Source organism: Euzebyales bacterium, assembly GCA_035461305.1.
GTDB lineage: Bacteria > Actinomycetota > Nitriliruptoria > Euzebyales > JAHELV01 > JAHELV01.
The window spans coordinates 1-26,572 of record DATHVN010000038.1 but is presented as its reverse complement, the minus strand read 5'-3'; the positions used below and the strand labels follow the sequence as shown (position 1 = coordinate 26,572).

General features: G+C 70.8%; 29 protein-coding genes and 1 pseudogene. 10 read left to right on the top strand and 20 right to left on the bottom strand.

The annotated features are described in order from the left end of the window. The first annotated feature begins 14 nt into the window (after positions 1–14). Entirely contained in the window at positions 15–2,246 is a 2,232-nt protein-coding gene (locus VK923_03600) for a thiamine pyrophosphate-dependent enzyme (GenBank protein ID HSJ43749.1), read from the top strand. Positions 2,247–2,270: 24 nt separating this feature from the next. Here the strand turns inward: VK923_03600 and VK923_03595 are convergent, their stop codons facing one another. From VK923_03595 to sppA, 3 genes are all read right to left on the bottom strand, one after another. After that, positions 2,271–2,888 carry a site-2 protease family protein gene (locus VK923_03595; GenBank protein ID HSJ43748.1) on the bottom strand — a complete coding sequence of 206 codons (618 nt, stop codon included), beginning with the start codon at positions 2,886–2,888 and terminating at the stop codon, positions 2,271–2,273. Beyond that, positions 2,885–3,838 carry an oxidoreductase gene (locus VK923_03590; GenBank protein HSJ43747.1) on the bottom strand — a complete coding sequence of 318 codons (954 nt, stop codon included), beginning with the start codon at positions 3,836–3,838 and terminating at the stop codon, positions 2,885–2,887. Before VK923_03590 ends, VK923_03595 begins: the two co-directional genes overlap by 4 nt. A 69-nt stretch (positions 3,839–3,907) precedes the next feature. Then, on the bottom strand, positions 3,908–5,695 hold the full coding sequence (gene sppA, locus VK923_03585; protein ID HSJ43746.1) for a signal peptide peptidase SppA: 1,788 nt from the start codon (positions 5,693–5,695) through the stop codon (positions 3,908–3,910). Between the two features lie 334 nt (positions 5,696–6,029). Here sppA and VK923_03580 point away from each other — a divergent pair, with 334 nt between their 5' ends. Both VK923_03580 and VK923_03575 read left to right on the top strand, forming a co-directional pair. After that, positions 6,030–6,458, top strand: a complete 429-nt coding sequence (locus VK923_03580; GenBank protein HSJ43745.1) for an amidohydrolase family protein — start codon at positions 6,030–6,032, stop codon at positions 6,456–6,458. 433 nt (positions 6,459–6,891) lie between these two features. After that, a complete protein-coding gene (locus VK923_03575) occupies positions 6,892–7,926 on the top strand; it encodes an NAD(P)-dependent alcohol dehydrogenase (protein ID HSJ43744.1) in 1,035 nt (344 codons plus the stop codon). A 71-nt stretch (positions 7,927–7,997) separates the two neighbouring features. On the opposite strand, the gene rraA is transcribed toward VK923_03575, so the two are convergent. From rraA to VK923_03560, 3 genes are all read right to left on the bottom strand, one after another. Further along, complete coding sequence (rraA, locus tag VK923_03570; protein HSJ43743.1) at positions 7,998–8,474, bottom strand: ribonuclease E activity regulator RraA; 477 nt, start codon at positions 8,472–8,474, stop codon at positions 7,998–8,000. 83 nt (positions 8,475–8,557) lie between these two features. Beyond that, positions 8,558–9,325, bottom strand: coding sequence for an IclR family transcriptional regulator C-terminal domain-containing protein (locus VK923_03565; protein ID HSJ43742.1), 768 nt, complete (start codon positions 9,323–9,325; stop codon positions 8,558–8,560). A gap of 75 nt (positions 9,326–9,400) precedes the next feature. Further along, entirely contained in the window at positions 9,401–9,886 is a 486-nt protein-coding gene (locus tag VK923_03560) for a hypothetical protein (GenBank protein HSJ43741.1), read from the bottom strand. Positions 9,887–9,986: 100 nt separating this feature from the next. Between VK923_03560 and VK923_03555 the strand changes: the two genes are divergently transcribed. Together VK923_03555 and VK923_03550 are read left to right on the top strand one after the other, a co-directional pair. Beyond that, positions 9,987–10,382 (top strand): metal-sulfur cluster assembly factor, encoded by a 396-nt coding sequence (locus VK923_03555; protein HSJ43740.1) that lies wholly within the window; start codon positions 9,987–9,989, stop codon positions 10,380–10,382. Next, positions 10,379–11,407 (top strand): amidohydrolase family protein, encoded by a 1,029-nt coding sequence (locus VK923_03550; protein ID HSJ43739.1) that lies wholly within the window; start codon positions 10,379–10,381, stop codon positions 11,405–11,407. The genes VK923_03555 and VK923_03550 overlap by 4 nt, the downstream gene beginning before the upstream one ends. Before the next feature lie 9 nt (positions 11,408–11,416). Here VK923_03550 and VK923_03545 read toward each other — a convergent pair whose 3' ends face one another. Both VK923_03545 and VK923_03540 read right to left on the bottom strand, forming a co-directional pair. Next, the gene (locus tag VK923_03545) at positions 11,417–11,929 is read right to left on the bottom strand and encodes a hypothetical protein (protein ID HSJ43738.1); all 513 of its coding nucleotides are present in this window, start codon (positions 11,927–11,929) and stop codon (positions 11,417–11,419) included. Then, positions 11,926–12,105 carry a hypothetical protein gene (locus VK923_03540; protein ID HSJ43737.1) on the bottom strand — a complete coding sequence of 60 codons (180 nt, stop codon included), beginning with the start codon at positions 12,103–12,105 and terminating at the stop codon, positions 11,926–11,928. The genes VK923_03545 and VK923_03540 overlap by 4 nt, the downstream gene beginning before the upstream one ends. 259 nt (positions 12,106–12,364) lie before the next feature. Between VK923_03540 and VK923_03535 the strand changes: the two genes are divergently transcribed. Further along, positions 12,365–13,003, top strand: coding sequence for a LysE family translocator (locus tag VK923_03535; protein HSJ43736.1), 639 nt, complete (start codon positions 12,365–12,367; stop codon positions 13,001–13,003). Positions 13,004–13,022: 19 nt separating this feature from the next. Here VK923_03535 and VK923_03530 read toward each other — a convergent pair whose 3' ends face one another. The 4 genes from VK923_03530 to VK923_03515 form a co-directional block, all read right to left on the bottom strand. Further along, entirely contained in the window at positions 13,023–13,595 is a 573-nt protein-coding gene (locus VK923_03530; protein ID HSJ43735.1) for a hypothetical protein, read from the bottom strand. Positions 13,596–13,597: 2 nt separating this feature from the next. Continuing rightward, entirely contained in the window at positions 13,598–13,702 is a 105-nt protein-coding gene (locus VK923_03525; GenBank protein ID HSJ43734.1) for an NAD(P)-binding domain-containing protein, read from the bottom strand. A gap of 146 nt (positions 13,703–13,848) precedes the next feature. Further along, entirely contained in the window at positions 13,849–14,319 is a 471-nt protein-coding gene (locus VK923_03520) for a MarR family winged helix-turn-helix transcriptional regulator (GenBank protein ID HSJ43733.1), read from the bottom strand. Beyond that, positions 14,316–15,803 carry a pyridoxal-dependent decarboxylase gene (locus VK923_03515; protein ID HSJ43732.1) on the bottom strand — a complete coding sequence of 496 codons (1,488 nt, stop codon included), beginning with the start codon at positions 15,801–15,803 and terminating at the stop codon, positions 14,316–14,318. The genes VK923_03520 and VK923_03515 overlap by 4 nt, the downstream gene beginning before the upstream one ends. Positions 15,804–15,893: 90 nt before the next feature. Here VK923_03515 and VK923_03510 point away from each other — a divergent pair, with 90 nt between their 5' ends. After that, entirely contained in the window at positions 15,894–17,141 is a 1,248-nt protein-coding gene (locus tag VK923_03510; protein HSJ43731.1) for a hypothetical protein, read from the top strand. A gap of 48 nt (positions 17,142–17,189) precedes the next feature. Here VK923_03510 and VK923_03505 read toward each other — a convergent pair whose 3' ends face one another. After that, a complete protein-coding gene (locus VK923_03505; protein HSJ43730.1) occupies positions 17,190–18,056 on the bottom strand; it encodes a universal stress protein in 867 nt (288 codons plus the stop codon). A gap of 263 nt (positions 18,057–18,319) precedes the next feature. Between VK923_03505 and VK923_03500 the strand changes: the two genes are divergently transcribed. From VK923_03500 to VK923_03490, 3 genes and pseudogenes are all read left to right on the top strand, one after another. Further along, positions 18,320–19,780, top strand: coding sequence for an aldehyde dehydrogenase family protein (locus VK923_03500; protein HSJ43729.1), 1,461 nt, complete (start codon positions 18,320–18,322; stop codon positions 19,778–19,780). 26 nt (positions 19,781–19,806) lie between these two features. Continuing rightward, positions 19,807–20,235 (top strand): annotated as a pseudogene (locus VK923_03495) (alcohol dehydrogenase catalytic domain-containing protein). Positions 20,236–20,288: 53 nt separating this feature from the next. Further along, positions 20,289–20,870, top strand: coding sequence for a zinc-binding dehydrogenase (locus VK923_03490; GenBank protein ID HSJ43728.1), 582 nt, complete (start codon positions 20,289–20,291; stop codon positions 20,868–20,870). Between the two features lie 13 nt (positions 20,871–20,883). Here the strand turns inward: VK923_03490 and VK923_03485 are convergent, their stop codons facing one another. The 7 genes from VK923_03485 to VK923_03455 all read right to left on the bottom strand — a co-directional run. After that, positions 20,884–21,366: an SRPBCC family protein gene (locus VK923_03485; GenBank protein HSJ43727.1), complete on the bottom strand. Its 483-nt coding sequence runs from the start codon at positions 21,364–21,366 to the stop codon at positions 20,884–20,886. Between the two features lie 253 nt (positions 21,367–21,619). Further along, positions 21,620–22,531, bottom strand: coding sequence for a sigma-70 family RNA polymerase sigma factor (locus VK923_03480; GenBank protein HSJ43726.1), 912 nt, complete (start codon positions 22,529–22,531; stop codon positions 21,620–21,622). 142 nt (positions 22,532–22,673) lie between these two features. Then, positions 22,674–23,270: an MBL fold metallo-hydrolase gene (locus VK923_03475; GenBank protein ID HSJ43725.1), complete on the bottom strand. Its 597-nt coding sequence runs from the start codon at positions 23,268–23,270 to the stop codon at positions 22,674–22,676. A 167-nt stretch (positions 23,271–23,437) separates the two neighbouring features. Beyond that, a complete protein-coding gene (locus VK923_03470) occupies positions 23,438–24,502 on the bottom strand; it encodes an ornithine cyclodeaminase family protein (GenBank protein HSJ43724.1) in 1,065 nt (354 codons plus the stop codon). 113 nt (positions 24,503–24,615) lie between these two features. Then, on the bottom strand, positions 24,616–25,101 hold the full coding sequence (locus VK923_03465; GenBank protein HSJ43723.1) for a pyridoxamine 5'-phosphate oxidase family protein: 486 nt from the start codon (positions 25,099–25,101) through the stop codon (positions 24,616–24,618). Between the two features lie 140 nt (positions 25,102–25,241). Continuing rightward, complete coding sequence (locus VK923_03460; protein HSJ43722.1) at positions 25,242–25,745, bottom strand: nitroreductase family protein; 504 nt, start codon at positions 25,743–25,745, stop codon at positions 25,242–25,244. 152 nt (positions 25,746–25,897) lie between these two features. Next, the coding region (locus VK923_03455) for a GDSL-type esterase/lipase family protein (protein HSJ43721.1) at positions 25,898–26,572 on the bottom strand (675 nt) is incomplete at its 5' end.

Sequence of the window (26,572 nt, the reverse complement as noted above, 5' to 3'; positions counted from 1 at the left end):
TCTAGCCTTCAGGGATGCCCGCAGGTCGTGTTGCTGCTGTCCGGGAGAACCTCGACCGGTTGCTCGCGTCGGTCGACGGCGACGACGCCGTCGAGCGTCCGGGCAGCCGCCTGCGCGGTGGCACGAGCCTGACGAGGGAACGAGCGATCGCGCTGTTCATCGACCAGCTCAGATCGCGCGAGCTGGATGTCGCCGCACGCCACCTCCGCGCCGAGGGCCGCGGCTACTACACGATCTCGAGCGCCGGCCACGAACACAACGCCGTCGTCGGTGCCCTCCTGCGACCCACCGATCCGGCGTTCCTGCACTATCGGTCGGGACCGTTCATGATGGCCCGCGCCCGACAGCTCCCTGGTGCCGACCCGGTCGGCGCCACGGTCCTGTCGTTGACGGCCGCCGCGGACGACCCGACCTCCGGCGGCCGCCACAAGGTCTGGGGGGACCGACGGTCGTGGGTCGTGCCACAGACCAGCACGATCGCGTCCCATGTGCCGAAGGCCACCGGCTTCGCGTTCGCCCACGAGCTGGCCGTTCACCTCGGGGTCGGCGCCGACCTTCCCGGCGACAGCATCGTGTGCTGCTCGTTCGGTGACGCGTCGGCCAACCACGCGACTGCGCTGTCGGGCATCAACGCGGCGCGCTACGCGTTCCGGCTCGGCGGCGGCATGCCCGTGCTGTTCGTCTGCGAGGACAATGGCCTGGGCATCTCGGTGCGCACCCCGCGGGGCTGGATCACCAGCACGTTCTCGGCCCTGCCGCAGCTGGAGTACGTTCGCGCCTCCGGTGACATCGACCAGGTCTGGGGTCAGGTCGAGCAGGCGATCAGCCACTGCCGCGCCAGCCGCATGCCGGTGTTCCTCCACTTGCCGACGATCCGGCTGTGGGGCCACGCGGGCAGCGACGTCGAGACGGCCTACCGCTCGCGGCAGGAGATCGACGACGACGAGGCCAAAGACCCGCTGCTGCTGGTCGCACAGCGCCTGCTCGACACTGGCGCCGCCAGCGCCGCGCTGCTGCGCCAGATCGTCCGCGGCGTTCGCGCCGAGATCGACCGGGCGGTCGAGCGGCACGCGGATCGGCCACCGCTCGACGACCGCGCGCAGATCATGCGACCCATCGCGCCGTTCTCGGCCGACGCGGTCGCGGTTGACGCCGCGACCACGCCCGACCCGGAGCGGCGTGCCAGGCACTTCGATGACCAGCTGCCCGAGGCGGCGACGGCGCCGTCGCGTCGAACACTGGCCGCCTGCATCAACGCGGCGCTGCACGACGAGCTGCTGCGGCGCCCCGACGCGGTCGTGCTCGGTGAGGATGTCGGTCGCAAGGGTGGCGTGTACCACGTGACCGCCGGGCTGCAGGAGGCGTTCGGCGCGCGACGCGTCTTCGACACCCTGCTCGACGAGACCAGCGTCCTGGGTGTCGCCCAGGGCCTGGGGCTTCGCGGCCTGCTGCCCGTGCCCGAGATCCAGTACCTCGCCTACCTGCACAACGCCATCGACCAGCTGCGCGGAGAGGCGGCGACGACCGGGTTCCTGTCGGCGTCACAGTTCGCGACGCCGATGGTTCTGCGGATCGCGAGCTTCGCCTACCAGCGCGGCATCGGCGGCCACTTCCACAACGACAACGCGGTCGCCGCCCTGCGCGAGATCCCGGGCCTGATCATCGGCGTCCCGGCCCGCGGCGCCGACGCGGCACGCATGCTGCGCGGCGCGATGGCGATGGCACACGTCGACGGTCGTGTCGTCTGCATGCTCGAACCGATCGCGCTGTACCACACCAAGGATCTGTACGACGACGGGGACGGCCGCTGGCTCAGCGACTATCCGCCGCCAGGGGAGCACCTGTTGCCCGGCGACGTCGGCGTCTACGGCGCACAGCACGACGACATCGCCATCTTCACCTTCGGCAACGGGGTCCGTCAGGCGTTGCGGGCCGCGCGCCAGCTGGCCACCGGTCACGGACGGCGGGCGCGGATCATCGACCTTCGCTGGCTCGCACCCCTGCCGTGGGCGGCGATCGAGGAGCAGGCGACAGCCTGTGGCCGGGTCCTGGTCGCCGACGAGTGCCGCGAGTCGGGTGGCATCGCCGATGCCGTCCTCGCGCGCCTCGTCCAGCGTCACTTCGACGGGCCGATGGATGCCGTGCGGTCGGCCGACAGCTTCGTGCCGCTGGGACCCTCCGCCGACCGCGTCCTGATGTCGGAGGACGAGATCCTCGACGCGGCGCTCAAGCTCCTGGAACGCTGAGCACCGGCGCCCGGGACGACCGGCTCACAGCAGCTGGAGCCACAGGCGCTGCGCGACGTCGAACACCCGGCCGAGCGCGCCTGGCAGCAGCAGCACGAGCAACAGCAGCACGGGCATGGCGTACAGCCGCAGGCGGCGCCACTGCGGCAGGAGGCGACGCGGCAGGAGGCGTTCGACGACCGCCGAGCCGTCCAGCGGCGGGATGGGCAGCAGGTTGAATGCGGCCAGCACCAGGTTGATGATGCCGAAGCGGAACACCAGGTCCAACACCAGGTCGCTGGCCGACGGCACCAGCGCGCGCAGCGCTACGGCGGCAAGAACGGCGAGCATGATGTTGGTGGCCGGGCCTGCGAGGCTGACCAGCAACCCGTGGTCACGTGGCCTGCGCATGCGGGACGGGTTGACCGGGACGGGTTTGGCGTAGCCGAACGCGCCGCCCGCCGTGAACGCGAGCAGCGTCGGGAGGATGACCGTTCCGAACGGGTCGATGTGCGGAAGCGGGTTCAGGGTCAGTCGGCCGGCACGCTTGGCGGTGTCGTCGCCGAAGCCCAGGGCGGTGACGCCGTGGGCGACCTCGTGCAGGATGACCGACGGCACGAGCACCACGAGGAACAGCAGGACCGAGATCAGCGTGTCGGTCATGACGCGGCCGATCGCAGGGCCTCGAACCGCACCCCGGTCAGTTCCTCCGAGCGGTCCCACAGCATCGCGGCCGCGCGCAGGTCCGTCGCGGCGGGATCCACGGGGACGCGCGCGGGCCGGCCACGCATCTCGAAGCGGCCGGCGGGGCCCCAGTAGTCGCCACCGCGTGCATCACGCGACGCCGCCGCGACGACCGTCGGCAGCGCGCCGCGTGCGGCATCCTGCGCCAGGACCCGGCTGGCGAGCTCGGTGAGCTGCGCGCCGAGGGCGTTGCCGCGCATCCGCGGGCCGCGTCCCTGCAGACCGGTCGCCGCCAAGCCGGGGTGGGCCGCGATCCCGTCGACGGGCAGCCCCGCGGCCGCCGACCGCCGCTGCAGCTCGAAGGTGAACAGCAGGTTGGCCAGCTTGCTCTGTCCGTACGCCGGCCACGGCCGGTAGCGGCGGTGGGTCCAGTTCAGGTCGTCGAACGCCATCGTGCCCGTGCGGTGCGCACCGCTGGCCACGGTGACGACGCGCGACGCGTCGCCGCGGAACGCGTCGAGCAGCAGGCCGGTCAGCGCAAAGTGACCCAGATGGTTGACGCCGAACTGCAGCTCGAACCCGTCGACGGTCCGACGGAGCGGAGGTGCCATGACCCCGGCGTTGTTGACGAGCACGTCAAGTCGGTCGTGACCGTCGCTCCACCGTTCGGCCGCCTCACGGATCGACGCGAGGTCGGCGAGGTCGAGGCGCAGCAGGTCGACGTCGGCGTCGGGTGTCGCCGCCCGCAACCGCACCAGGGCGTCCCTCCCGCGTTGCCCGTCGCGGCAGGCCAGCGTCACGGCGGCGCCACGGGCGGCCAGCAGCCGTGCCGCCTCAAAGCCGATCCCGCTGTTGGCGCCGCTGATCAGGATCCGTCGCTCGTCGAGGGTCGGGATGTGGGCGCGTGTCCACTGGAGTGCGGGATCCATGGGTCCTCGTTCGGTCTGCCGGCCTGTCGGCCACGCTAGCCCGGTCCGGTCAGGCCGGCCCGTGCGGGGTCAGCGCAGCCGCGGGACCCAGGGCATCGTGAGCGCGCCCGGCACCGGGGTGAGCTCGTCGATCAGTCTGGGGAGCGCTGTCGGATCCGCCAGAGCCGTGGTCACTGCGGCGGCGAGGTCTCGCTGCGCCGGGTCGTCGGGACCTCCACCGCGCAGCCGGGCGAGCAGGTGGCGACGCGGGGGGTGGCGGCGGACCCGCACTGGTGCATCGGGCGGCAGTCCCAGGGCCCCTCGCGTGAACTCGAGCACCTCGCGGTAGCCACCGAGGCGGTCGACGAGGCCATGCGACATCGCCTGGGCGCCCGTCCAGATGCGCCCGCGGGCGACCTGCTCGACGCGCGCCGCTGGCATGCTCCGGTCGTGGCCCACCTTGGCGGTGAAGTCGGCGTAGACGCGGTCGAGCTGGCTGTCGAGTCGCTGCCGCTCGCTGTCGCTGAACCCCGTCGCCGACGAGTAGTAGCGGGCGTGGGCACCGCGGGTCACCGCCTCGGTGCTCACGCCAAGTCGGTCCTCGAGCCCGGCCCGTACGGCCTTGCCCGCGATCACGCCGATCGAGCCGGTCAGCGTGCCCGGTTGCGCCACGATCCGGTCGGCCGGCATGGCGATGTAGTAGCCACCGCTGCCGGCGACATCGCCCATCCACGCGACGACCGGCGTCCCACCGTCACGCAGCCGGAGGATCTCGTGTCGGATCGCATCCGAGGCGACGGCCGAGCCACCGGGGCTGTCGATGCGCAACACGACGGCGGCCACGTCGTCGTCGGTCGCGATGCGGCGCAGGTCCGCGCACAGCTCGTCGCTGGTGATCCCCATGCGCGGCAGGACACTGCCGGCGCGGACCGTGATCGGGCCCGTCGCCTCGATCAGCGCGATCTTCGGCGCGCCCCGCTCGCGCCACCTGCGGCGCGACGCGGCGGGTCCCCGGTGCTCGGACAGGGGCACGAGGGCGGCCTGCTCGGCGACGCGGGCTCGCAGGTCGTCGAGCGCCTCACTCAGGTACGCTGTCCTGTCAACCAGCCCCCGCTCCAGCGCCTCGTCGGCGAGCAGCGGCGCCTGGTCGATCGCGGCGTGGACATCGGCGACGTCCATGTCCCGAGCGGCGGCGATCGCGGTGACGATCTGTGCCGACCAGTCGCCGACGACGCCGTCGAGCGCCTCCCGGTGAGCATCGGTGAAGCCGTGCCCGGTGAGGGCGTCGACGGCGTTCTTGTACTCGTAGCGGTGGCTGAACTGCGGCTCGATGCCCACGCGATCCAGCGCTCCGCGAAGGAACGTGACCTCACCGGACACACCGAGCAGCGCCAGATCACCTGTGGGCTGCAGCACGACCTCGTCGAAGGCGGTCGCCAGCAGGTACGACGCGGTGCCGTTGCCGGCCTCCCCGAACTCTTCCGCGTGCGCGACCGCCGGGCGTCCGGTGTCCGCGAACCGTCGTACGGCCGTGGACAGCTCCTGGATCGTGGCGAGCCCACCGGGCGGGGTGCCGATCCGCGCCAGCAGGCCCACGACGCGCGGATCATCCGCGGCCATGGCGAGGCCGTCGATAACGTCGCGCAGCGTCGGCCGGCCCCGTGTGCGCAGCGCGGCGGGTCCCATCGTGGCCGTGCGCAGGGGACGGGTCAGGTCCAGGGTGACCAGGATCGGACCCGTGCGACGGTCCCGCGCCACGCGCACCGCGTCGGCCAGGCCGAAGTCCCCGGTCCGCCGTGCGGCCTTCACCGCAATCCCCACAGGCAGCGCAGCCGCCGCCAACGCCATCGAGCTGCGGGTCCGGCCGGTCGCGTCCATCGCCCGACACGATACCCGTGGGGTGACAACGGCGACGGTGCCGTGTCGACGTGGTGCGCGGACGGTGAGGACGACCTCCGGCTGATCCGGTCGACGCCCACTGGGGATGTCCCGCTGTCCGACGGTCGGGGAGGTCGCAGACGCGGACTTTTTGTGGAGAACCGGCGGTTCGTTCTTCTAGCCTGCCCTGGAGGGTTGATCGCGATGAGGGTCGCGAGAGGTGGCTCCCGGAGCGCATCCATGAGCCAGAGGGCGTTCGCACACGCCACGCCGCGCGCCGGATCCGCGCCGACGACACGGACGCCGCCGGGACATGGTCCGAAAGGATCCGCACGTGTACGAGCACAACGGTGACCGCTACTACATCGTCGACGGCCACATCCACGACTGGGCCGCCGGTCCGGACAACCGCAACCTCTACGGCGAGGTCGCGATGCCGTTCATCCACACCCGTCCCCGGTACTTCGCGCAGGTGCTGGGTGAACTGCTGTACTGGATCGGCGAGGACAAGCTGCTGTTCGCCAGCGACTACGGCATCTGGCACCCGAAGTGGTTGATCGAGGCGTTCGTCGACTTCGAGATGCCCGAGGACATGGTCGGCGAGTACGGCGAGGTCACGACCGACGTCAAGAAGAAGATCCTGGGGCTGAACGCGGCGGCGCTGTACGACCTCGACGTGCCCGACGGCCTCGGCGTGTCCGGTGCGCAGGATCAGCCGGGCATGGACGTTACCGAGAAGCCGGCGATCGACACGACGGCCTGAGCGGTGCCCGGCCACGCGACCCTGAGCGACGCGGTGGTCCGCGATGCGCTCGGAGCCATGCGCGATCCTGAGCTCGACCAGGCGATCACCGGGCTCGACTTCGTCTCGTCCGTCCGGGTCGACGGCGGCACCGTCGAGGTGCGGCTGGCTGCCGACCTTCTTCTGCGCGCCGAACTTTGCGTGGCTGATGGTGGCCGACGCGACGCAGGCGGTCGCGGCGGTCCCCGGCGTGGAGCACGTCGACGTGCGCCTCGACGACCACTTCGCGTCGGCCGAGATCGATGCGGGCGTCGCGACCCGGGTCGGGTCGCGGGGTCGCTCGCATCAGAACGGTCGCGGTGAGCATCGACGGGAACGCCGGGTTCTGCCGGGGGTTGCTCCGGACGAGGTATGGGCCACCACTCACCGACACAGCGATCGACAAGGAGACAGCATGAAGGCCGTGCGCCTGCACGCGTATGACGAATGGCCGTCGGTCGACGAGGTCGCCGACCCGCAGATCACCGGCCCGTTCGATGTCATCGTCAGGATCGGCGGCGCAGGGGTGTGCCGGACGGACCTCCACATCTGGGAGGGGCAGTGGGCACCCAAGACAGGCGTCGACCTGCCCTACACCATCGGCCACGAGAACGCCGGTTGGATTGCCGAGGTCGGCTCGGCGGTGACGAACGTGGCCGTCGGCGACGCGGTGATCCTGCACCCGCTGATCACGTGCGGCCTGTGCCGGGCGTGCCGGGACGGCAACGACATGCACTGCGAGAGGAGTGCGTTCCCCGGCATCGACACCGACGGGGGGTGGGCCGAGTACATCCGGACCAGCGCACGTGCCTGCGTGCCGCTGCCGTCCGGCATCGAACCGGCCGATGTCGCCGCCCACGCTGATGCCGGCCTTACGGCCTACCACGCAGTCAAGAAGGCCCTGCCGAAGCTGTATCCGGGCACGACGGCTGTCATCATCGGCGCGGGCGGCCTCGGCCACATCGGCATCCAGTCGCTGCGCGCCCTGAGTGCGACGTCGATCGTGGTCGTCGACCGCTCGGAGGAGGCGCTCAAGCTGGCGTCGGAACTGGGGGCCGACGCGACCGTCGTGGCCGACGGCGGTCACGTCGACACCGTGCTCGAGATGACCGACGGCCACGGTGCACAGATCGTCATCGACTTCGTCGGCGAGGACGGCGCGCTCGCCGAGGGCTTCGCGATGACCCGCCGCCACGGCGACCACTCCATCGTCGGCTACGGCGGCACCCTGGACACGCCGGCGATCGACATCATCTCGACCGAGCGCAGCTTCATCGGCAACCTCGTGGGGACCTACAACGATCTGGTCGAGCTCATGACCCTGGCGGGTCAGGGCAGCGTGAAGCTGCACACGCGGACCTACCCGCTGGAGTCGGCGGTCGACGCGATGCAGGACCTCCACAACGGCCAGGTGCGCGGACGCGCCATCCTCGTTCCCCAGGGGGACTGACCCGCCGCCGACGCCGACCCGGGCCGCCGTCGGGTGGCCGGGTCGTCGGGGCCTCTACATGCGGTGTGCGATCAGCGGAGGGGGTCGGGGCTGAGGATCACGCCGTCGGGATCGCCGTAGACGTGATGGCCGGGCATCCAGAGCACCCCGGCGAAGGACACCGGCACGTCGCGGGCGCCGTGGCCCCGCTTGGCACTGCGCCGAGGGTGGGATGCCAGCGCGAGGATGGCGACGTCGAGCTCCGCCAGCACCAGCGTGTCGCGCACGCAGCCGTTGATGATCACGCCGGGCAGGCCACGTTCGACCGCGATCCCACCCAGACGGTCGCCCATCAGTGCGCACTCCAGCGACCCGCCGCCGTCGACGACGATGACGGTGCCGGGTGCGACGTCACCCAGCGCACGCTCGAACAGCACGTTGTCCTCGAGGCAGGACACGGTGACGATCGGCCCGTTGAAGTGGGTGCGTGCCCCGAAGCTGCGGAAGACGGGATGGCAGTGTGCGACCAGGTCGGCGTTGGCGTCGCTGAGATCCGTCGTCGGCGTCATGGCGCGAAACGATAGACCAACACCGATCAGACGGTGACCAGATCCGTCCTCGGCGTCATGGCGAAACGATGGACCACTCCGGATCAGACGGTGGCCAGGTCGGCCGCAGCGCGACGCAGCGACGGAACAAGGCGTGCGCGCTGACGCGGGATGTGGGTCGCGCGGTGGCTCATGCCCAGGGCCCAGTAGCCGTTGTCGTCTCCGTCGGACCGGTGGACCAGGGCCGCGACGCAGCCCACACCGTCCCGGAACTGCTCGACCTCGGTGAACACGCCCGTGGGCATGGCCGAGCGCAGCTCGTCGGACAACCGGTCGGTCGTGGTGACAGTCGCCGTGGTGAACCGGCGCAGACCGGTGTCGCGCAGGTACCTGCGCCTGCGCCTCGCGGACAGCGTCGACAACAGTGCCTTGCCCAGGGCCGTCGCATGGGCGGCGTCGTCGAAGCCCACGACCAGGTCTTCAAGTGGCGGCGAGCCCGACGCCTCAACGACGCTCGTGATGGTCACGCGTCCGTCGACGAAGCGCGCCAGGTACGCGCTGTGCCCGGTGCGCCTCGCCAGATCGTCGAGCACGGCGGGCACCGGCGGGGGTACGGCGAGCATCGGCGCGAGATCACCGAAGCGCTCGGCGATGGCCGTGCCCAGCACGTAGTCGCCGGACGGCAGGCGGTCGAGGTAGCCCTCGTAGCGCAGTGTGCGCAGCAGGTGGTAGACGGTCGGCAGCCGGATGCCGCAGCGCGACGCGAGCCGCTTCGGGTTGACCCCGGCGGGATGGTTGCCCACCTCCTCGAGCAGCCGGAGCGCCCTCGACACGCTGCGGATCAGGTCGGACGGCGGCGTCTCGCTCCGCATCGAACCCTCGTCTCGATGTGCCGAGGTTCAGCCTACGGGACGATCGGACGGGTGCAACTGGTCCCCGGACGGGCGTCACCGACGTGTCGCGGCCCGCTCGCGCGCACGCTCGGCGTCCTCGATGTCGTCCGCCGTGGCCGGTAGCAGCAGCAACGCGACGATCCCGAGGTCGACGAGTCCCGTCAGCACCCCGAACGGCGCGCCGGAGCGTGGCGGCGTCGACATCAGCCCCGGCAGCGACGCTGCCAGCGCCAGGAGGCCGAGCATGCCGAAGGTCATGAGCGCCGCGTAACGCGCGCCCTCACGGCGCCGCAGCACGCCCACTGCCAGGCTGAGCGTCAGCGCCGATACGGCGAGGATGACCACGACGGCCATCACAGTCGCAACACCCTCCTCGCGGCCGCTGATCCCGAGCAGCACGGCATCGCGGCTGGCCACCGGCCCACTGTCGCCCGCGGTGGGCAGCTCGGCCGCACCGTACGCGCCGAACACGATCGACACGGCGCCCATCATCCCTGCGGCGGCCAGTGTGGTTGGTTCAGGGCGTCGACCTCTCCACATGCTGTGATCCTACGCCTGTTCACCATTTGAAAACCAGCCCTTGCGCGGGCGGGGACCCGGCTGAGATCGTCGACCCCGCCCGGCCCAGCGAGGAGGAGCGATGGATCAGCGGGCCGACATCGTCGATGCCCTGCGGGACGTGTACGACCCGTGCTGCGAGGACCGCGGCCTGTCCGTCGTCGACATGGGCCTCATCGAGGACATCCGCGTCGAGGACGGCAACGCCAGCGTGGACCTGGTGCTGACGTCCGGCTGGTGCCCCTTCATGGTGCCGCTGGTCGAGACGATCCGAGAGCGCGTCGCCGCCGTGCCCACCGTCGCCGACGCCGACGTCCGCGTGGTCTGGGACACCGCCTGGACCAGTGGACGGCTCTCGCCCCTCGCGCGTGAGCGCCTGCAGTTCCTCCCACCCCCGAACCAGATCACGGGCGCCGGGTCGGTCGCCGCAGCCGCGGCACCGGTCTCCGCCCGCACGACCACCGAGGTGACGCCGTGACCGATGCCACGTCCCAGTCCCCGCTCACGACCGCAGAAGGTGGCAAGCCGTTCGTCTTCGACTGCGTGGCGCACGTGTTCAACTTCGACAAGAAGAACGCACTGGGGTCAGCCGGGGAGTCGTTCATCGATCACCTGTACGCGTTCCACACGACCCTCACCCCCGACGGTCAGACGGTGCTGCCACCGGAGGAGTACCTACGGCAGTGGACGCCCGAGGAGATCCACCGCATGGTGCTCGACGAGTCCGACACCGACATGCTGATCGCGCAACCACTGCCGCTGACCGACCTGTTCGTCGACGGGCTGTCGCCCTGGGAGGAGTGCGCCCGCATGGCGGCCGACTACTCCGACGACACGATCTTCTGGGGCTCGGTGAACCCGCTGGAGGGCCGTCGGGCGCTGGACCTCATGGAGATCCAGGTGCACGAGCACGGCGCCAGGGCGTTCAAGCTCTACAACACCCGCTACGACTACGGGTCCCCGATGCCGTGGCGCATGGACGACCCGCAGGTCGCGTTCCCGGTGTTCGAGAAGGCGCAGGAACTCGGCGTCAATCTCATCGGCGTCCACAAGGGCCTGCCACTCGGGCCCCAACGGATCGAGCACACGCAGACGTGGGACATGGACGGTGCGGCGGCCAACTTCCGCGACATCAACTTCGTGATCTTCCACGTCGGGTTGCCGTTCATCGACGAGACCTGCTGGCAGCTGATCCGTCATCCGAACCTGTACGCATCGTTGGCCGCAACGATCAACTTCGTCGTCCGCGCGCCGCGCCAGTTCGCCGAGTGGCTGGGCAAGCTGCTGTTCTGGTGCGGCGAGGACAAGATCGTCTACGGCAGTGAGGCCCCGATCTTCCACCCGCAGTGGGCGCTCGAGGCCTTCTGGAACTTCGAACTGCCCCAGGATCTGGTCGACGGCTACGGCTACCCGCAGCTGACCGAGCAGGCGAAGCGCAAGATCCTCGGTGAGAACCTGCTGCGCCTGCACGGCATGTCACTCGACGACGTGCGCAGCCGCTGACGCGAGGGATCACGCGCCTCGCAGCTCGTCGCGCAGCGCGTACAGCGCCGGCAGCTGGCTGAGGTCCTTGGGACGGCCCGCCGCCTCCTTCGAGGCGATGATGTCGTCGAGCGCCGCGACGTAGACGGCGGTGCCGGCGACCTCGATCAGGTCGGCTGCACCGATGAGGCGGTCGTAGCCGCCGATCGCACGCAGCTCGCGAAGCACGTCGATGTAGCCGATCGGGGATGCGAACTGCTCGACCCGTGCGGTCATCTCGTCCGCGCGCGGCGGGGCGATGTCCTCGTCCGGCTCGGTGTAGCGAACGGCGCCGAGCTCCTCGAGCGCGGCGGTCAGCCGTTCGAGGTTGTCCGACGACAGCTCCGGCGCGACGTCGATGTCATAGGTCATCGACGGCGAACCACGCAGCGTCGCCGCGATGCCGCCGACGAGCACGTACCGCACGCCGTGGTCGTCGAGCGTCCTGAGGATGCGGTCGGGCTGGAAGAACTTCGCCGGCGCGAGTCCGGCGGTGCCGTTCACGGACGGGTGGCGCCAGTGGCCGCACGGCGCTCGAGGCCGACACGGATCAACGGCCAGTACGACGACACGTTCCGGAGCCGTTCGGTCGGCGTCAGCGTCAGCATGTGGCGCACCAGCGCCCGGTCGTGCGGGTCACTGAGGAGGAACTGCGCGCGTGGCGCTGGCGCCACGTCCAAGGACATCATCGTTGGCATTCTCGCACGACCGACCTCCGAAAGCCGACAGGGCGTGCCGTACGCGGGATCGTATTTGGTACATGTGCCCTGCTGGACGACGCCGACATGTACGACCGCACACGACATACGTCGGCTGAGTTCGACACAGAGTAACGCGTGTGTGGCGGTTCGCCGCGGTCGATGGTCGAGGCGACCATACGGTCGCTGTGACCGGTGACCACGCGCGGCTGATGCTCGCGTGGGGTGGCACACTGCTGCGATGCCGTCAGTTGGATCGGTCGTCGCGTTCGCGCTGCTGTCGTTCGCGCTCATCGTGGTGCCGGGCCCCAGCGTGATGTTCATCGTCAGCAGGGGAGTGGCCCTGGGCAGGCGCGCCGCCCTGCTCACCGTCACGGGAAACGCCAGCGGTGTCTACCTGCAGGTGCTGCTGGTCGCCCTCGGCCTCGGCGCCGTCGTCGAGCGCTCGATCGTCGTGTTCACGGCCGTCAAGCTGCTGGGATCGGCCTACCTCGTGTGGCTCGGGGTGCAGGCGGTCCGCCACCGTCGGGGGATGGCGGATGTGCTCGATGTCGCCGACACGGTGCGACCGCGACGGTCGGTGTTCGCCGACGGCGTCGTCGTCGGCGCCGCCAACCCCAAGGCCATCGTGTTCTTCGCGGCGATCCTGCCGCAGTACGTCGACGCGGGTGGCGCACCGGCCGGCGTGCAGATGGCGTTCCTCGGTCTGGTCTTCGTGCTGATCGCGCTGCTGTCCGACGGCCTGTGGGGGCTCGCGGCCGGGACGGCCCGCCAGTGGTTCGCACGTTCGCCGGGTCGGCTGGCGCGCCTCGGTGGTGCGGGTGGGCTCACGATGATCGGCCTGGGCCTGCACCTCGCGGTGTCCGGCCGTACGGACTGAGCGCCACCCGTTTGGCCCCTCAGCGCACGACCTTGAACTGCATCCTCGGTGTGCCGAGTGCGGAGAACAGCCGCAGCCACAGCGGCAGCAGCATCTCCGGACCTCGCGCCGTGGTGATGTCGCCGAGGTCGATGACGTCCGACCAGCCGAACGACGTGAGCAGATCGCTGACGACGGCCTTCGCGTCGGCGTCGTCGCCGGACAGGAAGACCGTGTGGTCTCCGTTGCCTACGAAGGACGGATCGACCATGACCGCAGCGTTCATCGTGTTGAGCGTCTTGACGACCCGCGCCGCCGGGAAGGTCCGCTGGATGCGTTCGGCGAGCGAGTCGGTGTTCGACACCGTCAGCGACGGTGGCATGCCGGTGCTCGCATCGAGCGGGTTCGCGACGTCGACGAGGACCTTGCCGGCCAGGTTGCCCTCGCCGGCCACGGTCAGCGCATCGACCGAGGCCGCCCCGCTGGTCGCGTTGATGACGACCTCGGCGCCTGCAGCGGCCTCGGCCATCGCGGCCACCGTGACGCCGCCGGTGGCCTCGAGCCACGCCGCGAACGGAGGGTTGGCGAACGCGTCCGGCGCGTCGCGTGCCATGGTCATCTCCACGTCACGGGTGCGACCGTGACCTCGTGACCAAGCTTCGCCAGCCGGCCCGCCAGCGCCCGCCCGACCGAGCCCGTCCCCAACACCGCGATCTTCATCGGCCTCGCCTCCTGCGCACAGCCTCGCACCGCGGTGCGGCGATGGCATTCCCGGGTCCGTCCCGGCCCACGCGGGTCAGCCTGGCTTGAGCCCCATGAGAAACACGGCGGGGACGACCGGCAGGGCCGCCGCCGTCCACCATGCGTCAGCCGCTGACTTCTATGCGGTGCCGCTGCCGCCCACGAGGTCGGCCATCACGGCGTCCAGCGCATCCGTCGCCTCCCGCGGAAGGGACGCGAGGACGGTGCGGTCCAGCTCCGCCGCCGCGCGCGGTCGACGCGACGGCCAGCAGGTGGTGACCCTCGTCGGTGAGCGACCGCCGCGCGGGACGCCCCCGCCTGGTCTCACCGCCAGGATCGATCGCACTGCGGGCGACCAGCATGTCGATCGTGGCGTGCATGCTCTGGACCGCCACACCCGCACGCCGCGCCAGATCGGTCACCGACACCCCCTGCCCGGTCCGCAGGTGGCCCAGCGCGCCGAGGTGGCGCAGCGTCACGCCCTCCTCGGCCATCACCTCCTCGAGGCGGCGCTGGAGCAGCCGGCCGAGGCCGATCACCGTGAACGACGTCGTCTCCGTCAGCCGGGGGCCTGCACCGTGGCCGCGACCGCTCATCGCGCGGCCAGCTCGTCGCCGTGCTCGACCGCCAGGTCGACCAGCGCCTCGATGTCCTCGGCCTCACTGCGGAAATTGACGATGCATGCGCGCAGCACGAACCGACCGTCGACCACGGCGTTCGACGGGTAGACGCGGCCCGAGTACTGGAGCCGCTCCATCAGGCGTCGGTTGAGCTCGTCGATCGCCGTCGGTGATCGATCGTCGTCCGGGAGGTAGCGAAACGTGGCGATCATGAGCTCCGGGTCGTTGGTCGCCTCCAGGCGGGGGTGGGCGGCTGCCAGGTCGTGCAGGTAGCGGGCGAGATCGCAGTCGTGCACCATGCGCCGCGCGTACGCGTCCCATCCGTGTGCACGCAGCGACCACCACAGCTTGAGCGCCGCGCCATGGCGTGTGAAGAACGGCGAGCGGATGTGGATGTCCACCCCCGACTGCATCCGGTCCTTGTCCTCGACGGTGTAGGCCGGATCGAGGTGGAACGCGTGCGACAGGTCGTTGTCGTCTCGGATCAGCAGCATGCCGCACGCGATCGGCACGTAGAGCCACTTGTGGGGGTCGAGCCCGATGGAGTCGGCCCGCTCGATGCCGGCGAACCGTGCGCGGAGCGGGTCGACGAGTGCACCGACGGCTCCCACGGCGCCGTCGACATGGAACCACAGATCGAACGTCGCGGCGAGGTCCGCGAGCGCGTGCAGGTCGTCGATCGCGCCCGTGCCGACGGTCCCGGCGGAACCGACGACGCAGATCGGCCGGTGCCCCGCGGCGACGTCCGCCTCGATGGCGGCACGCATCGCGCCGATGTCGACGTGGTCGCGGGCGTCGGTGGGCACCACGCGCACCGCGTCGTTGCCCATCCCGATCATGTCCGCGGCACGCTGGACCGTGTCGTGGACCGTCGCGGGTGCGTAGGCCGTCAGTGGCGGGCCGGCGGCCACGCCCTGACGGCGCACGTCCCAGCCTGCTTTCAGGTCCCGCGCCACCACCAGAGCGTCGTGGTTGGCCGCCGAGCCGCCGGACGTCAGATAGCCCCCGGCGGTCTGGGGCAGCCCGAGCCGCGCGGCGAACCAGTGCAGGAGCCGTTGCTCCAGCTCGGTCAACCCGGGCGACAGCCGCCACCCGCCGACGTTGTTGTTCAGCCCGGCGGCGAGCAGGTCGGCAACCGCACCCGGGATCGTGCCGGTGCCGGACACGTAGCCGAAGAAGCCGCCGTGGCCGGGATACATCGACCAGTCGAGCATCAGGGACCGTGTGTCCTCGAGCAGGTGCGCGAGGTCGTCCGGAGGGCCAGGGACATCCCAGGCCATGGCGGCCGCGACGTCGGCCGCGACCGCACCGCGTTGCACGGGCAGCTTCGGCAGCTCGCTGAGGAAGTCGCGCCACAGCGCCACCGCGTCGTGCCCGAGGCGTGCCGCGGCGTCCGGCGGCCAGTCGAGGTCCGTCACGGGGTCGGGTCGTGGCACGCCGAGGTCGCGCGCGGAGGTCATGTCGCACCAGCCAGGTCGGGGACGGACATCCTCGCACACGGCGCGGTCGGCGGCCTGCCCCCGACCGCGCCGTTCGCGTACGCTGCACTGATGAGCAGCCTGGACGCCATCGCCGAACGCGGCACCGACGACATCGACCTGACGCATCCGGCCAGCCAGCCACACGTGCGCGACCTCGCCGAGGCGCTGCTCGACACTGGTGCGGAGCCGGCCGACCTCCGCATGCTGGGCCGGGACCCCGATGTCGGCATCGACGTGCGCGTCGCGACCAAGCTGGCCGAGTCCCGGCGGCTGGTGGCCGACGAGGCGCTCGACGTGGGCGAGATCGTCGTGCAGTGCGCGATGTGGAGTGAGCAGCGCCGCCTTCGGCCTCGGGACGACGACAACCCCCCGGGAGAGGACGCGCTGCGCGTCAAACTCGACCAGCTCGACTGGCTGCTGTCGGACACGCCGGTGCACTGGCGCTTCCAGGCGATCGACGACGGCTGCCCCGACGATAGCGCCGGCGTCGCCGAGCGCATGGCGGCAGAGCACGTCCTCGGCGACCGTGTGGATGTGCTGCGGCTGGCCGACGCCGTGCCGGCTGACAGCGGGCCGCTGCGAGGTCTGGCCGACGTCGACGGATCCCGCAAGGGTGGTGCGATGATCCTCGGCGCCAGGACGGCGATGGAGGCTGGCGCTGACGCCGTCGTGCTGACCGATGCGGACACGTCGGTCGACCTCGGCCAGCTCGGTCTGCTCCTGGCCCCGTTCGTCGCCGGTGCGCAGGTGGTCATCGGCGACCGCAAGCACGGTGACTCGGTGCTCCGCAAGGCGGAGGCACGCTGGGGCCCCGGCATCGTCGTGCTGCGTCACATGCAGCGCAGGGTCGGCCGGGCGCTGTTCTCACGCGGGCTGCGCGACACCCAGGCGGCGTTCAAGTTGTATGGCCGCGACGCGCTGGCCGACATCCTGGCGGCACCCTCGACGTTCGGGTTCTCGTTCGACTCCGACTGGCTGTACGGGGCGTTGCGCGGTGGGCACGGCATCGCGGCCACGCCGTTCGCGTTCGTCGACTCGTTCGCCGAGTCGGCCTCGATCACACAGGGGCCGATGACCACGTGGGAGTCGCTGCTCGTCGGCCTGACGGCATCGGCCCGTGCGCGTGGGGTCGACCACGACGAGCAGATGGCAGCCGTCATCGACGACTACGCCTCGGCGGACATCCTTGACATCGTCGTCCAGCAGGTCCCACCGCAGCTGGACGGGGTCGATCCGGCCCATCTCGGGGATCCGGCGGTCATGTCGCCCGCCGCGCTGCGTGCGTGGCTGGCTGAGATGGTTCCTGTCACCGCCTGACCCGCACCCCGACCGTCGGGCCGCGTCCGGCCCGACGGTGAGCGGCCGTCACGGCACCACCACCACCGGGCCGTGCGCGTGGTGCAGCACCTGGTGGCTGACGGAGCCGAGCATCACGCCACGGACGTAGCTGTGACCACGGTTGCCGACCACGAGCACGTGGTCGGTGCCAGCGACGACCGCCAGCGCATCGGCCGGTGGACCGACACGCGCCTGCCGGCGCACCTCCAGCCCTTCGAGCGCCTCAGCGGCCCGGTCCAGCGCCCGGGCGAGGATCTGTGCACCCTCTTGTCGGACCAGCTCGCGTTCCCGCTCCATGCTGGGCACCGCCGCCATGCCGAGCACGTGGTGCATCGGGAGGGGCTGGGAGTGGACGACCTCGAGGGGAACCTCGCGCCTACGTGCCTCTGCGGCGGCCCAGCGCAGCGCGCGGTCGCCGGTGTCGGAGCCGTCGATGCCGACCACGAACCCCTTCGCGGGCGGGTCGGCCGACGGTCCCTTGGACGGGTCGGTCCGGATGACCGCGACCGGGATCCGCGCCCAACACACCAGGCGGTAGCTGGTCGATCCGAGGATCAGCTCGCCGAACCCGCCGAGGCCGCGGGAGCCCACGACGATGAGATCCGCCTGCTGAGCCTCGTCGAGCAGCACGTGTGTCGGCGAACCCCGCCCGTACGACTGTGCGTGCGCCCGCCAGGGGACCGCTCCGAGTGCCGCGCGGTGGTGGTCGACGATCGACGCGAGGACGTTGTCCGCTGCCGCGTGGCCGTCATCGGACCCGTCGGTCCCCAGCCTGCGGCCGTAGGCGTACACGAGGTACAGCTCCGCGCCGGCGGACCGCGCCTGCTGCAACGCCCATCGCAACGCCACGTCCGCGTGCGCCGATCCGTCGACCCCGACGACGATGACGTACATGGACGTGCCTCCCCGCGACGACTGCGCTGTGTCGTTCTCCGACCTGCGGCGCGCGCGTGCGGGTCACGAGGTGCGTCCGGAGCCCGGCGCACCGGTCTGTCGCGCGTCGCGCGCCCAATGACCGTACACAACGCCACGCGGGCCGGGCACGCGGCCCGATCTTCTGATCGTGGGCGACCGCCGCCCCGTACGCGTGCTGGCGGAACGGGCCTACGACCCGAAGAATGTGGGTCTGAAGATGTGAGACACCTGTGGAGTCGGGTATGACGGTTGAGATCAATGCGTTCTGGCGCAACTTCATCGACGGCCGATGGGTCGACGCCATGGATGGCCGGCGCCGGACGGTGTTCGATCCGGCGACCGCTGCGCCACTCGCCGAGGTCGCGCTCGGTGGCGCGGCGGATGTCGACGCCGCCGTGGCCGCCGCGCAGGCCTGCGTCGCGGCCCGTGCGTTGGTGTCGGTGCGCCCCGCCCAGCGGCTGCGGTGGGTCATGGACATCGGTCGTGCGCTGCACGCGCGGCGCGACCGGGCGGCGCACGTCCTCAGCCGTGACTCCGGCAAGGCCCTGTCGGAGGCGTACACCGAGGTCGACGGCACGATCCGGTACTTCGAGTACTACGGCGCGTTGGCCGACAAGCTGGAGGGCACCTACATCCCGCTCGGTGACGGCTACGTCGACTACACCGTCCCCGTGCCCCACGGCGTGTCCGCACACGTCATCCCCTGGAACTACCCGGCGGAGATGGTCGGCCGGGGTGTCGCGCCCGCGTTGGCGGCCGGCAACGCAGTCGTGATCAAGGCACCCGAGATCGACCCGCTGGGTTGTCATGTGGTCGTCGAGGCGGCGGAGGCGGCGGGCCTGCCACCGGGGGCGGTCAACCTGGTCACCGGCGACGGGCCCGAGGCAGGGGCGGCGCTGGTCCGCCACCCGGGGGTCGACCAGATCGTGTTCACCGGCTCGGTCAACACGGGCCGCTCGATCCTGCACGCCGCCGCGGACCGCATCGTGCCGACCGTGATGGAGCTCGGGGGCAAGGCGGCGGCGATCGTGTTCGATGACGCCGACCTCGACGCGCTCGTCGCCTCCACCCGGTGGGGGATCTTCATGAACGCCGGGCAGGTGTGCTCCGCGATGTCGCGGATCGTCGTCACCGACGCAGTCCACGACGAGGTCGTCGATCGTGTGACTGCGCTGGGGGAGGGTCTGCGCGTGGGCGCGGGCATCGAGGAGGCCGAGCTGACGCCGGTCGTGTCGGCGACGCAGCTCGGCCGCGTGACCGGCTTCACCGAACGGGCCCTCGCGGACGGTGCGTCGGCAGCGACCGGCGGCGCCGTGATCGACCGCCCGGGGTGGTTCATGGCACCCACGGTGCTGGTCGATGTTGACCCGCACGCGGACGTCGCACGCAGCGAGGTGTTCGGTCCGGTGCTGACTGTCCTGCGGGTGTCCTCGGCTGACGAGGCCATCGACGTCGCCAACGGCACGGACTACGGGCTGGCGGCCGGGGTGTTCACCCGCGACCTCGACCGCGCGCTGTGGACCGCCGATCGCCTCGTCGCCGGCCAGGTCTTCGTCAACGAGTGGTACGCCGGCGGGGTCGAGACGCCATTCGGTGGTGTCAAGCGCTCCGGCTTCGGCCGTGAGAAGGGGCAGGAGGCGCTCCGCAATTACGTGCAGACCAAGAACGTCGCCATCCGTGTCGACGACCCGCGCGTGACGTGACGAGCCCGTCCGCCGTGCCGCGCACCATGCGCGCGGTCGTCCTGACCGGTCATGGTGGCCTGGACATGCTCGAGCACCGCGATGATGTGCCGGTGCCCACGCCGGCAGCCGACGAGGTCCTCATCTCGGTCGTCGCCTGTGGCGTCAACAACACCGACGTCAACACCCGCACCGGTTGGTACTCGAGGACGGTGACGTCGGCGACCGGTGCCGCCGTCACCACGTCAGCAGCGGACGGCGGCTGGGGGGGCGGCGTGACGTTCCCGCGCATCCAGGGCGCCGATCCCGTCGGACGGATCGTGCAGGTCGGCACCGGGGTGCCCGACGCGCGGATCGGCGAGCGCGTCCTCGTCGACGGCTGGCTGCGCGCACCCGACCGCGCGCTGGAGCACGCCCGCTACCTCGGCTCCGACGTCGACGGCGGCTTCGCCGAGTACGTCGTGGTCCCGTCCGGCAACGCGCACCCGGTCGACAGCGACCTCAGCGACGTCGAGCTGGCCAGTGTCCCGTGCTCGTATGCGACGGCCGAGCACATGCTGCACCGGGCGGGCGTCGGTGCCGGACAGTGGGTGCTCGTCACCGGCGCGTCGGGTGGTGTTGGTGGTGCGCTGGTCCAGCTCGCGCGGCGACGTGGCGCACGAGTCGTCGCCGTGACGAGCGCGGCCAAGATCGCCGCGGTGTGGGAGTGGGGGGGGCCGACGTCGTGCTCGACCGGGACCGTCCGGACCTCGACGTCGCCGTCCGCGACGCCACCGGCGGCGTCGACGTGTTCGCCGACGTCGTCGGCGGCGACTGGTTCGCGCCGCTGCTCGAGACGATCCGCCGCGGCGGCCACTACACGACGGCCGGCGCGGTCGCCGGACCGCTCGTTCCACTTGATCTGCGCACGCTGTACCTTCACGATCTGACGTTCCACGGCGCCACCGTGGTGCCGCCTGGGGTGTTCGCCGCGCTCGTGCGCCACGTCGAACGCGGCGAGATCACGCCGCGGGTGGCACGCACCTTCCCGCTCGAGGAGCTCGCGGCCGGCCAGGCCGCGTTCATGACGCGGCGGCACGTCGGTGCCATCGTGATCGAGATCGCGACCTGACCGGCCGGCGTCGTCAACCCGCGAGCAGCTCGTCCAACCGCTGGTACATCTCCTGCACCCCGGTCTCCATGCCACTGGCGACGAACGCGTCGCGTCCCTCGAACGAGTCCACCAGGGAGGTCGCAACCAGCCGCGTGCGGCCGTCGCCGAGGTCCTCGAGGACCAGGCGCTCGAGCGCAACGCCGTCGGGCACGCCCTCGTAGGTGAACGTCTGCACGATGAGCTCCGACGGGCGCACCTCGTGGAAGCTGCCGTGGAAGCCGTGCTCCTCGCCGTCGGCGACGTGCAGGTAGCGGTACGACCCACCGGTGCGGCAGTCGTAGTGGTCGATGCGCATCTCATACCGTCGGGGCCCCAGCCACTGCACGATCAGGGCTGCGTCGGTGTGCGCGCGGAAGACCTTCTCGGTCGGCGCGTCGAAGTCCCGGGTGATGCGGACGAGGGGCACATCCGGGTCGACGAAGATCTCGGCCTCGCGGGTGCTGGTTGTGGTCATCGTGCGGCTCCTGGCTGTGGTGGTTGCGTCGGGGGGACCGAATCGACGTCGTTGGGCATCGACTGCAGGACTTGGAGACGGCCTGGACGGTCACGTCGTAGGGTTCGGCGAGCTCGGTGAGGGTCGCATCGTCGACGGCCAGCCGCGCGACGATGTCGCGACGCGTGGGGTCGGCCAGCGCCGAGAACACCCGCGACAGGGGATCGGCGGCCATGCCTCCCTCCATGAGTTCAACCGATCGGTTGAAGACAGGCTACCCGACCCCGAGCCTTTTTTCAACCATCTGGTTGATCTTCGTCACCATCAACGAGCACGACACGTGCATGGACTCGAGGCGGTCTGGATCCGCGATGAGGTCGATGCCCACGACGGAACCGCCGACGATCGTGAAGCCAAAGACGACCCGTGGACGGCCGCCGTGCGCCCAGACTGCGTTGACGGTGCCGTCGACCCGGGCGGGTGTGGCCACACGGGCCCGGCCGGCGAACGTGTCCGCGACCGCCTCCGCTCCGCGGACCTCGGGTGTGGCGCCCATCCGGACGGCAGCCGCATCGGCACGGAGCACGACGTGCGGGTCGAGCACTGCGAGCAGCGCGCCGAAGTCACCGTCGCGGGAGGCCGCGAGGAAGGCCTCGACCACCGCACGACGGCGTGGACCGTCGGCATCCGCAATGCTCGTCGCGCCGTGCACCCGGCGGCGGGCGCGGCTCGCCAACTGTCGGGCGGCGGCGGGGGAGCGGCCCACGATCCGGGCGACCTCGTCGAACGGTACGGAGAACATGTCATGCAGCACGAACGCGACGCGCTCCGCCGGACCCAGGGTGTCGAGGACGACGAGCAGCGCAGGTCCGACCGCGTCGGCCACGAGGGCCTGCTGTTCCGGGTCATCGCCGTCGACGCGGGGGGCGACGGTGTGCTCGTGCAGGCCCTCCGTGCGCCGCGACGCCCGTGCGCGCAGGAGGTCAAGGGACACACGCGCGACGACCGTGGTCAGCCAGCCGCCGAGGTTGGCGACGTCGGCCACGTCGGTGCGGCTGAGCCGCAGCCACGCCTCCTGCACGGCGTCGTCGGCCTCCGCGCGTGAGCCGAGCACACGGTGGGCCACCGCCGTCAACCTCGCTCGCTGGGACTCGAACTGCTCGGCCAGCCAGTCGCGTTCGTCCATGGGTCAAGTGTCCTCGTCGTGGTCCGTCATAGCACTGACGGCCACGGGTGGCCGATGTGACGAGCAGGCGCACGGGAAGCCACGCGTCCGCGCCATGACTCGGGCGTCGACGACGTCGATGCGCCCTCTCCGCGCGGTCGCATCAGAGGTCGGTGCCTGCTGGGAACCACCGGTAGTCGACGGCCGCGGATGAACCGAGCCAGTGGCCCACGCTCATGACACCGCGGTCGTTGATCTGTCCGTCGTGGATGCCGATGGCGCGTCGCGGACCCACCCTGCGGATGAACTCGACCGCGGCGGACGTCGTGAGCCATGAGCCGTGCATCGGCACCAGCAGCGTCTCGACGTCCACGTCGGGCACATGCAACGCTTCGCCGGTGTGGTACGCGGCGTCCTCGACGACGTAGCCGAGGTTCGCGCACGGCCGCTGCCCGGGCAGGACCGGGGCGTGCACGCCACCGACGGCGGTGATCGCGAACCCTGCGATCGTGAACGCCTCCCCGGCTCCGACCGCATCGACCTTCACGTCGGGCAGGACGGCGTCGTGTGGTGCCACGATCTGCACCTGCGCAGTCCGCAGCCGCTCGAGGTCGGCGTGGTCGGTGTGCTTGTGGGTGAGCAGGACCGCGTCGGCGTCGGCGAGCACGTCGGCCTCGCTCCACACACCCGGATCGACGACCAGCACACGGCCGTCATGCTGGAACCGCACACACGAATGCGTCAATCGCGTCACGCGCATGCCGTGACCGTAGCGACGACAGCACGCTCCCGCCGTCGCGGGCCGTGTGATGATGGCGCCGTGAACACGCTCGCTGCGGCCGCCAGCGCATGGCGACGACCAGTTCACCGACCTCCACTTCATCCGGGCGCACCCCGTGGCGTGACCCGTGCGCGGCGACACCCGGATCAGATGTGGACGTGGGCCGTAATGCCGGGATGCCGGAACACGGTCGTCTCCTGCATGGTCAACTGGGTGCCCCTGCCGGCATCGAACGCCCGGCGGTACATCGCCAGCGCCAGTGCGACGTCGACGTAGGACAGGCCGACGGCGTTGAAGTACACGCGCTCGTCGTCGGACCGCCGCCCGGGCTTGTCGCCGGAGACGACGTCACCGAGGTCCGCGTGGATGTCGTCATCGCCGAGCAGTCCCTCGGCGTACATGCGGCTGAGGGTCTGCGTGCGATGCTTGACCGTCTCCCAGTCGTCGCAGACGATCGTGTCGCACTGCTGTGCGACCGCGTACTCGTCCTCCCATCCGCCGACGTGGCTGTAGAACGATCCCGGCTTCATCCATTCGGCCTGTAGCAGCGGCGCCTGGGCGCTGGTGGCGGTCACGAGGATGTCGGCGTCGCTCATCGCCCGCGCGCCGTCCCCGCCGGTGGGCACGAAGTGCATGTCGGCCAGCACGGGCGCCAGCTCGGCGACGAAGGTCTCCTCTTCGGACTGGGTCAGCGCCGCCACGCGGCACTCCGACAGCGACGGGCGCACCGTCTTCATGGCGAGCAGGTGCATCTTCGCCTGCTCGCCGGCACCGATAAAGCCGATCGTGCGGGCGTCAGCGGGTGCGAAGTGCTGTGCTGCCAGGGCACCCATCGCGCCCACCCGAGCGTTCGATGCCAGTGTGCCCTCGAGCACCGCGAGCGGGAACCCACGCTCGATCTCGGACAGCACGAAGATCGCGGTCAGGTTCTGCAGACCGTGGCGCGGGACGTTTGGCGGGAAGACCGACACCCACTTCACACCACAGACCTTCTCACGGGTCAGTGTCGCCGGGAGGCAGTTGATCCGCTCCTGGGTCTGCTGATCGAAGATCTGCACGATCTTGTCAGGGAACATGACGTGGCCGTCTCGGTAGGCGAGCAGTGCCTGTGCCGCGGCGTCCACCGCCAAGCGGAAGTCCAGGCACCCCGCCTCGAGGAGATCCTCCTGGGACAGGTACGTGAAACGAATCGCGTGCGCATCGTCGGTCATGCAGTCCGCCCTTCGGCTCGAGGGGTGCAACCACCTCGGCGATCATGGCCCACAGACCGCCTGACGGCCAATACCTCTGTGCGTTGATCGTCGTCAGCAGGTCCCGGCAGCGGCTACAACCCGAGGTCGGCCGCGTCTCGGTCGAGCCACACGTGGCCCAGCCCGGTCGGCCGGTACCAGCTGTCTGGCACGCCTTCGGGCAGTTCGATGCGCCGGCCGCTCACGTCGTAGATCAGCAGGCGCAGGTAGTACGGCCGGTCGCCGCCCGCGAACGGTGCGACGGGCAGCCGTTTCGCCCGCTCGATCTCGTCAGGATCGTAGACGTCGGTGAGCGTGCCTCGCGCGACCACGCTCCAGCCGGTGCGGGTGCGGGGGTCGATCGCGTCGATCTCGAAGCTGGCGGGTGATCCCCGCACGCCGGCCTCGAGCTTGGTGCCCGGGCCACTGCGGAAGAGCACGCTGTCGCCGTCGAGCAGGTAGTTGACCGGCAGCACCACCGGACCCTGGTCGTCGTTGACAGCGACGCGTCCGAAGTGGTTGGCAGCGAGCAGCTCCATGCACTCGCGCTGGGTCATCTCCACGATGCGATCGGTCGTCATTGGTGCCCTCCCTGGGCTTGGACATGGCATGCGCGCTGGCCAGGTCGAGCCTAGGCAACGGCGTACGTGACGTCAGGACGAACGTCCCTGCGGATCGCCCTGGTCGTCCTTGTGGTCGTCAACGTCCGACCGGGGCACCGCTACCAACCGGCGCGGTGGACGACGTCGTCGAACGGCCTGCGATCAGGGCGGTCGATCGGGCGCAGCGGGCGGCCGGCCGGGTACCCGAACGCGATCAGCCACGCCAGCTGCCGGTCGTCGGGGAACCCCAGCACGCGGCGTGCCAGCTCCTGATCGCGCACGGCAGCGTGCCCGCTGCCGATGCCCAGGTCCGCCGCAGCCAACATCATCGACATCGTGGCCTGCCCGAGGTCATACGCGACCGACCAGTTGGCCGAGGCGACGGTCACCAGCCCCACGGTTGCTGCCGACCTCGCAACGTGCCCAGCACCCCTCCAGACCTTCGCGAGCTCCCGTAGTTGGGCACGGTCTGTGCACACCACGAAATCCCACCGCTGTTGATTGCGTGAGGATGGCGCACGCCGCCCGGCCTCGAGCACGCAGTCGAGGTCATCGGCCGGGATCGGGCGGTCCTCGTAGGCGCGCACGTTTCGCCGTGACCGGATCGCGTCCCACGTCTCCATGCGCCAAGTCTGCCCCGCCAGAGGTACCTGACACGATTGCGCGCCTGGCGTGGCCGAAGCAACGTGGGCAACGGCGACCCTGCGTTCACCAACGTCGCTGTCGATCCTGACGGCACAGTCCGCCAGACGCGATCGCCAGCAGCACGTCCTACTCATGGCGACACGGCCAACGCGTCACGTTCGGACCCCAGCGCGGTACTGATGGTCCGTGCAAGAGCGTCGGCCAGCAGCCCGTATCCGAGCGTCGACGGGTGGAATCCGTCGACGCTCATCGTCTCGAGGCGTCGGACGAAGGCTGGTCCAACGGAGCGTCGGGCATCGACGAAGGCGACGTTCGGGACCCGCCGCACCGCCTGTCGCTGGATCCGGCCGAGCAGGCGGCCGTAGACGACGGCGATGTCGCGCAGCGGATGTCCGACGATCGTGATGGAACGGACCTCCGGCAGGCTGCACGCGACCACGGGCACGTCGTCGAGGCGCCCGCGCAGCAGTTCGTACAGGTCAAGGACGGCACTGCGGTACGCCCACGGCGGTGTCACGTGCACGATGTCGTTCATGCCGACGACCACGACGACGGCATCTGCTCCGTCACGGGTATCCAGTGCTGCGACCTGCGACGCGGCGACGTCGGCGGTGCGGGCACCGGACACGCCGTAGCCGCGGACGCGCACGGGCTGGCCGGTCGTGTCGGCGACGCGCTGCGCCACCTGCACGGCGAGGCAGCCCTCGAGCCGGTCGGCACCGATCCCCGCGATGGACGAGTCGCCAAGCGCGAGGAGCTGGAGTGGGCGCGCCGAGGCCGCGACGTCCTGCGGACGGACCTCGAC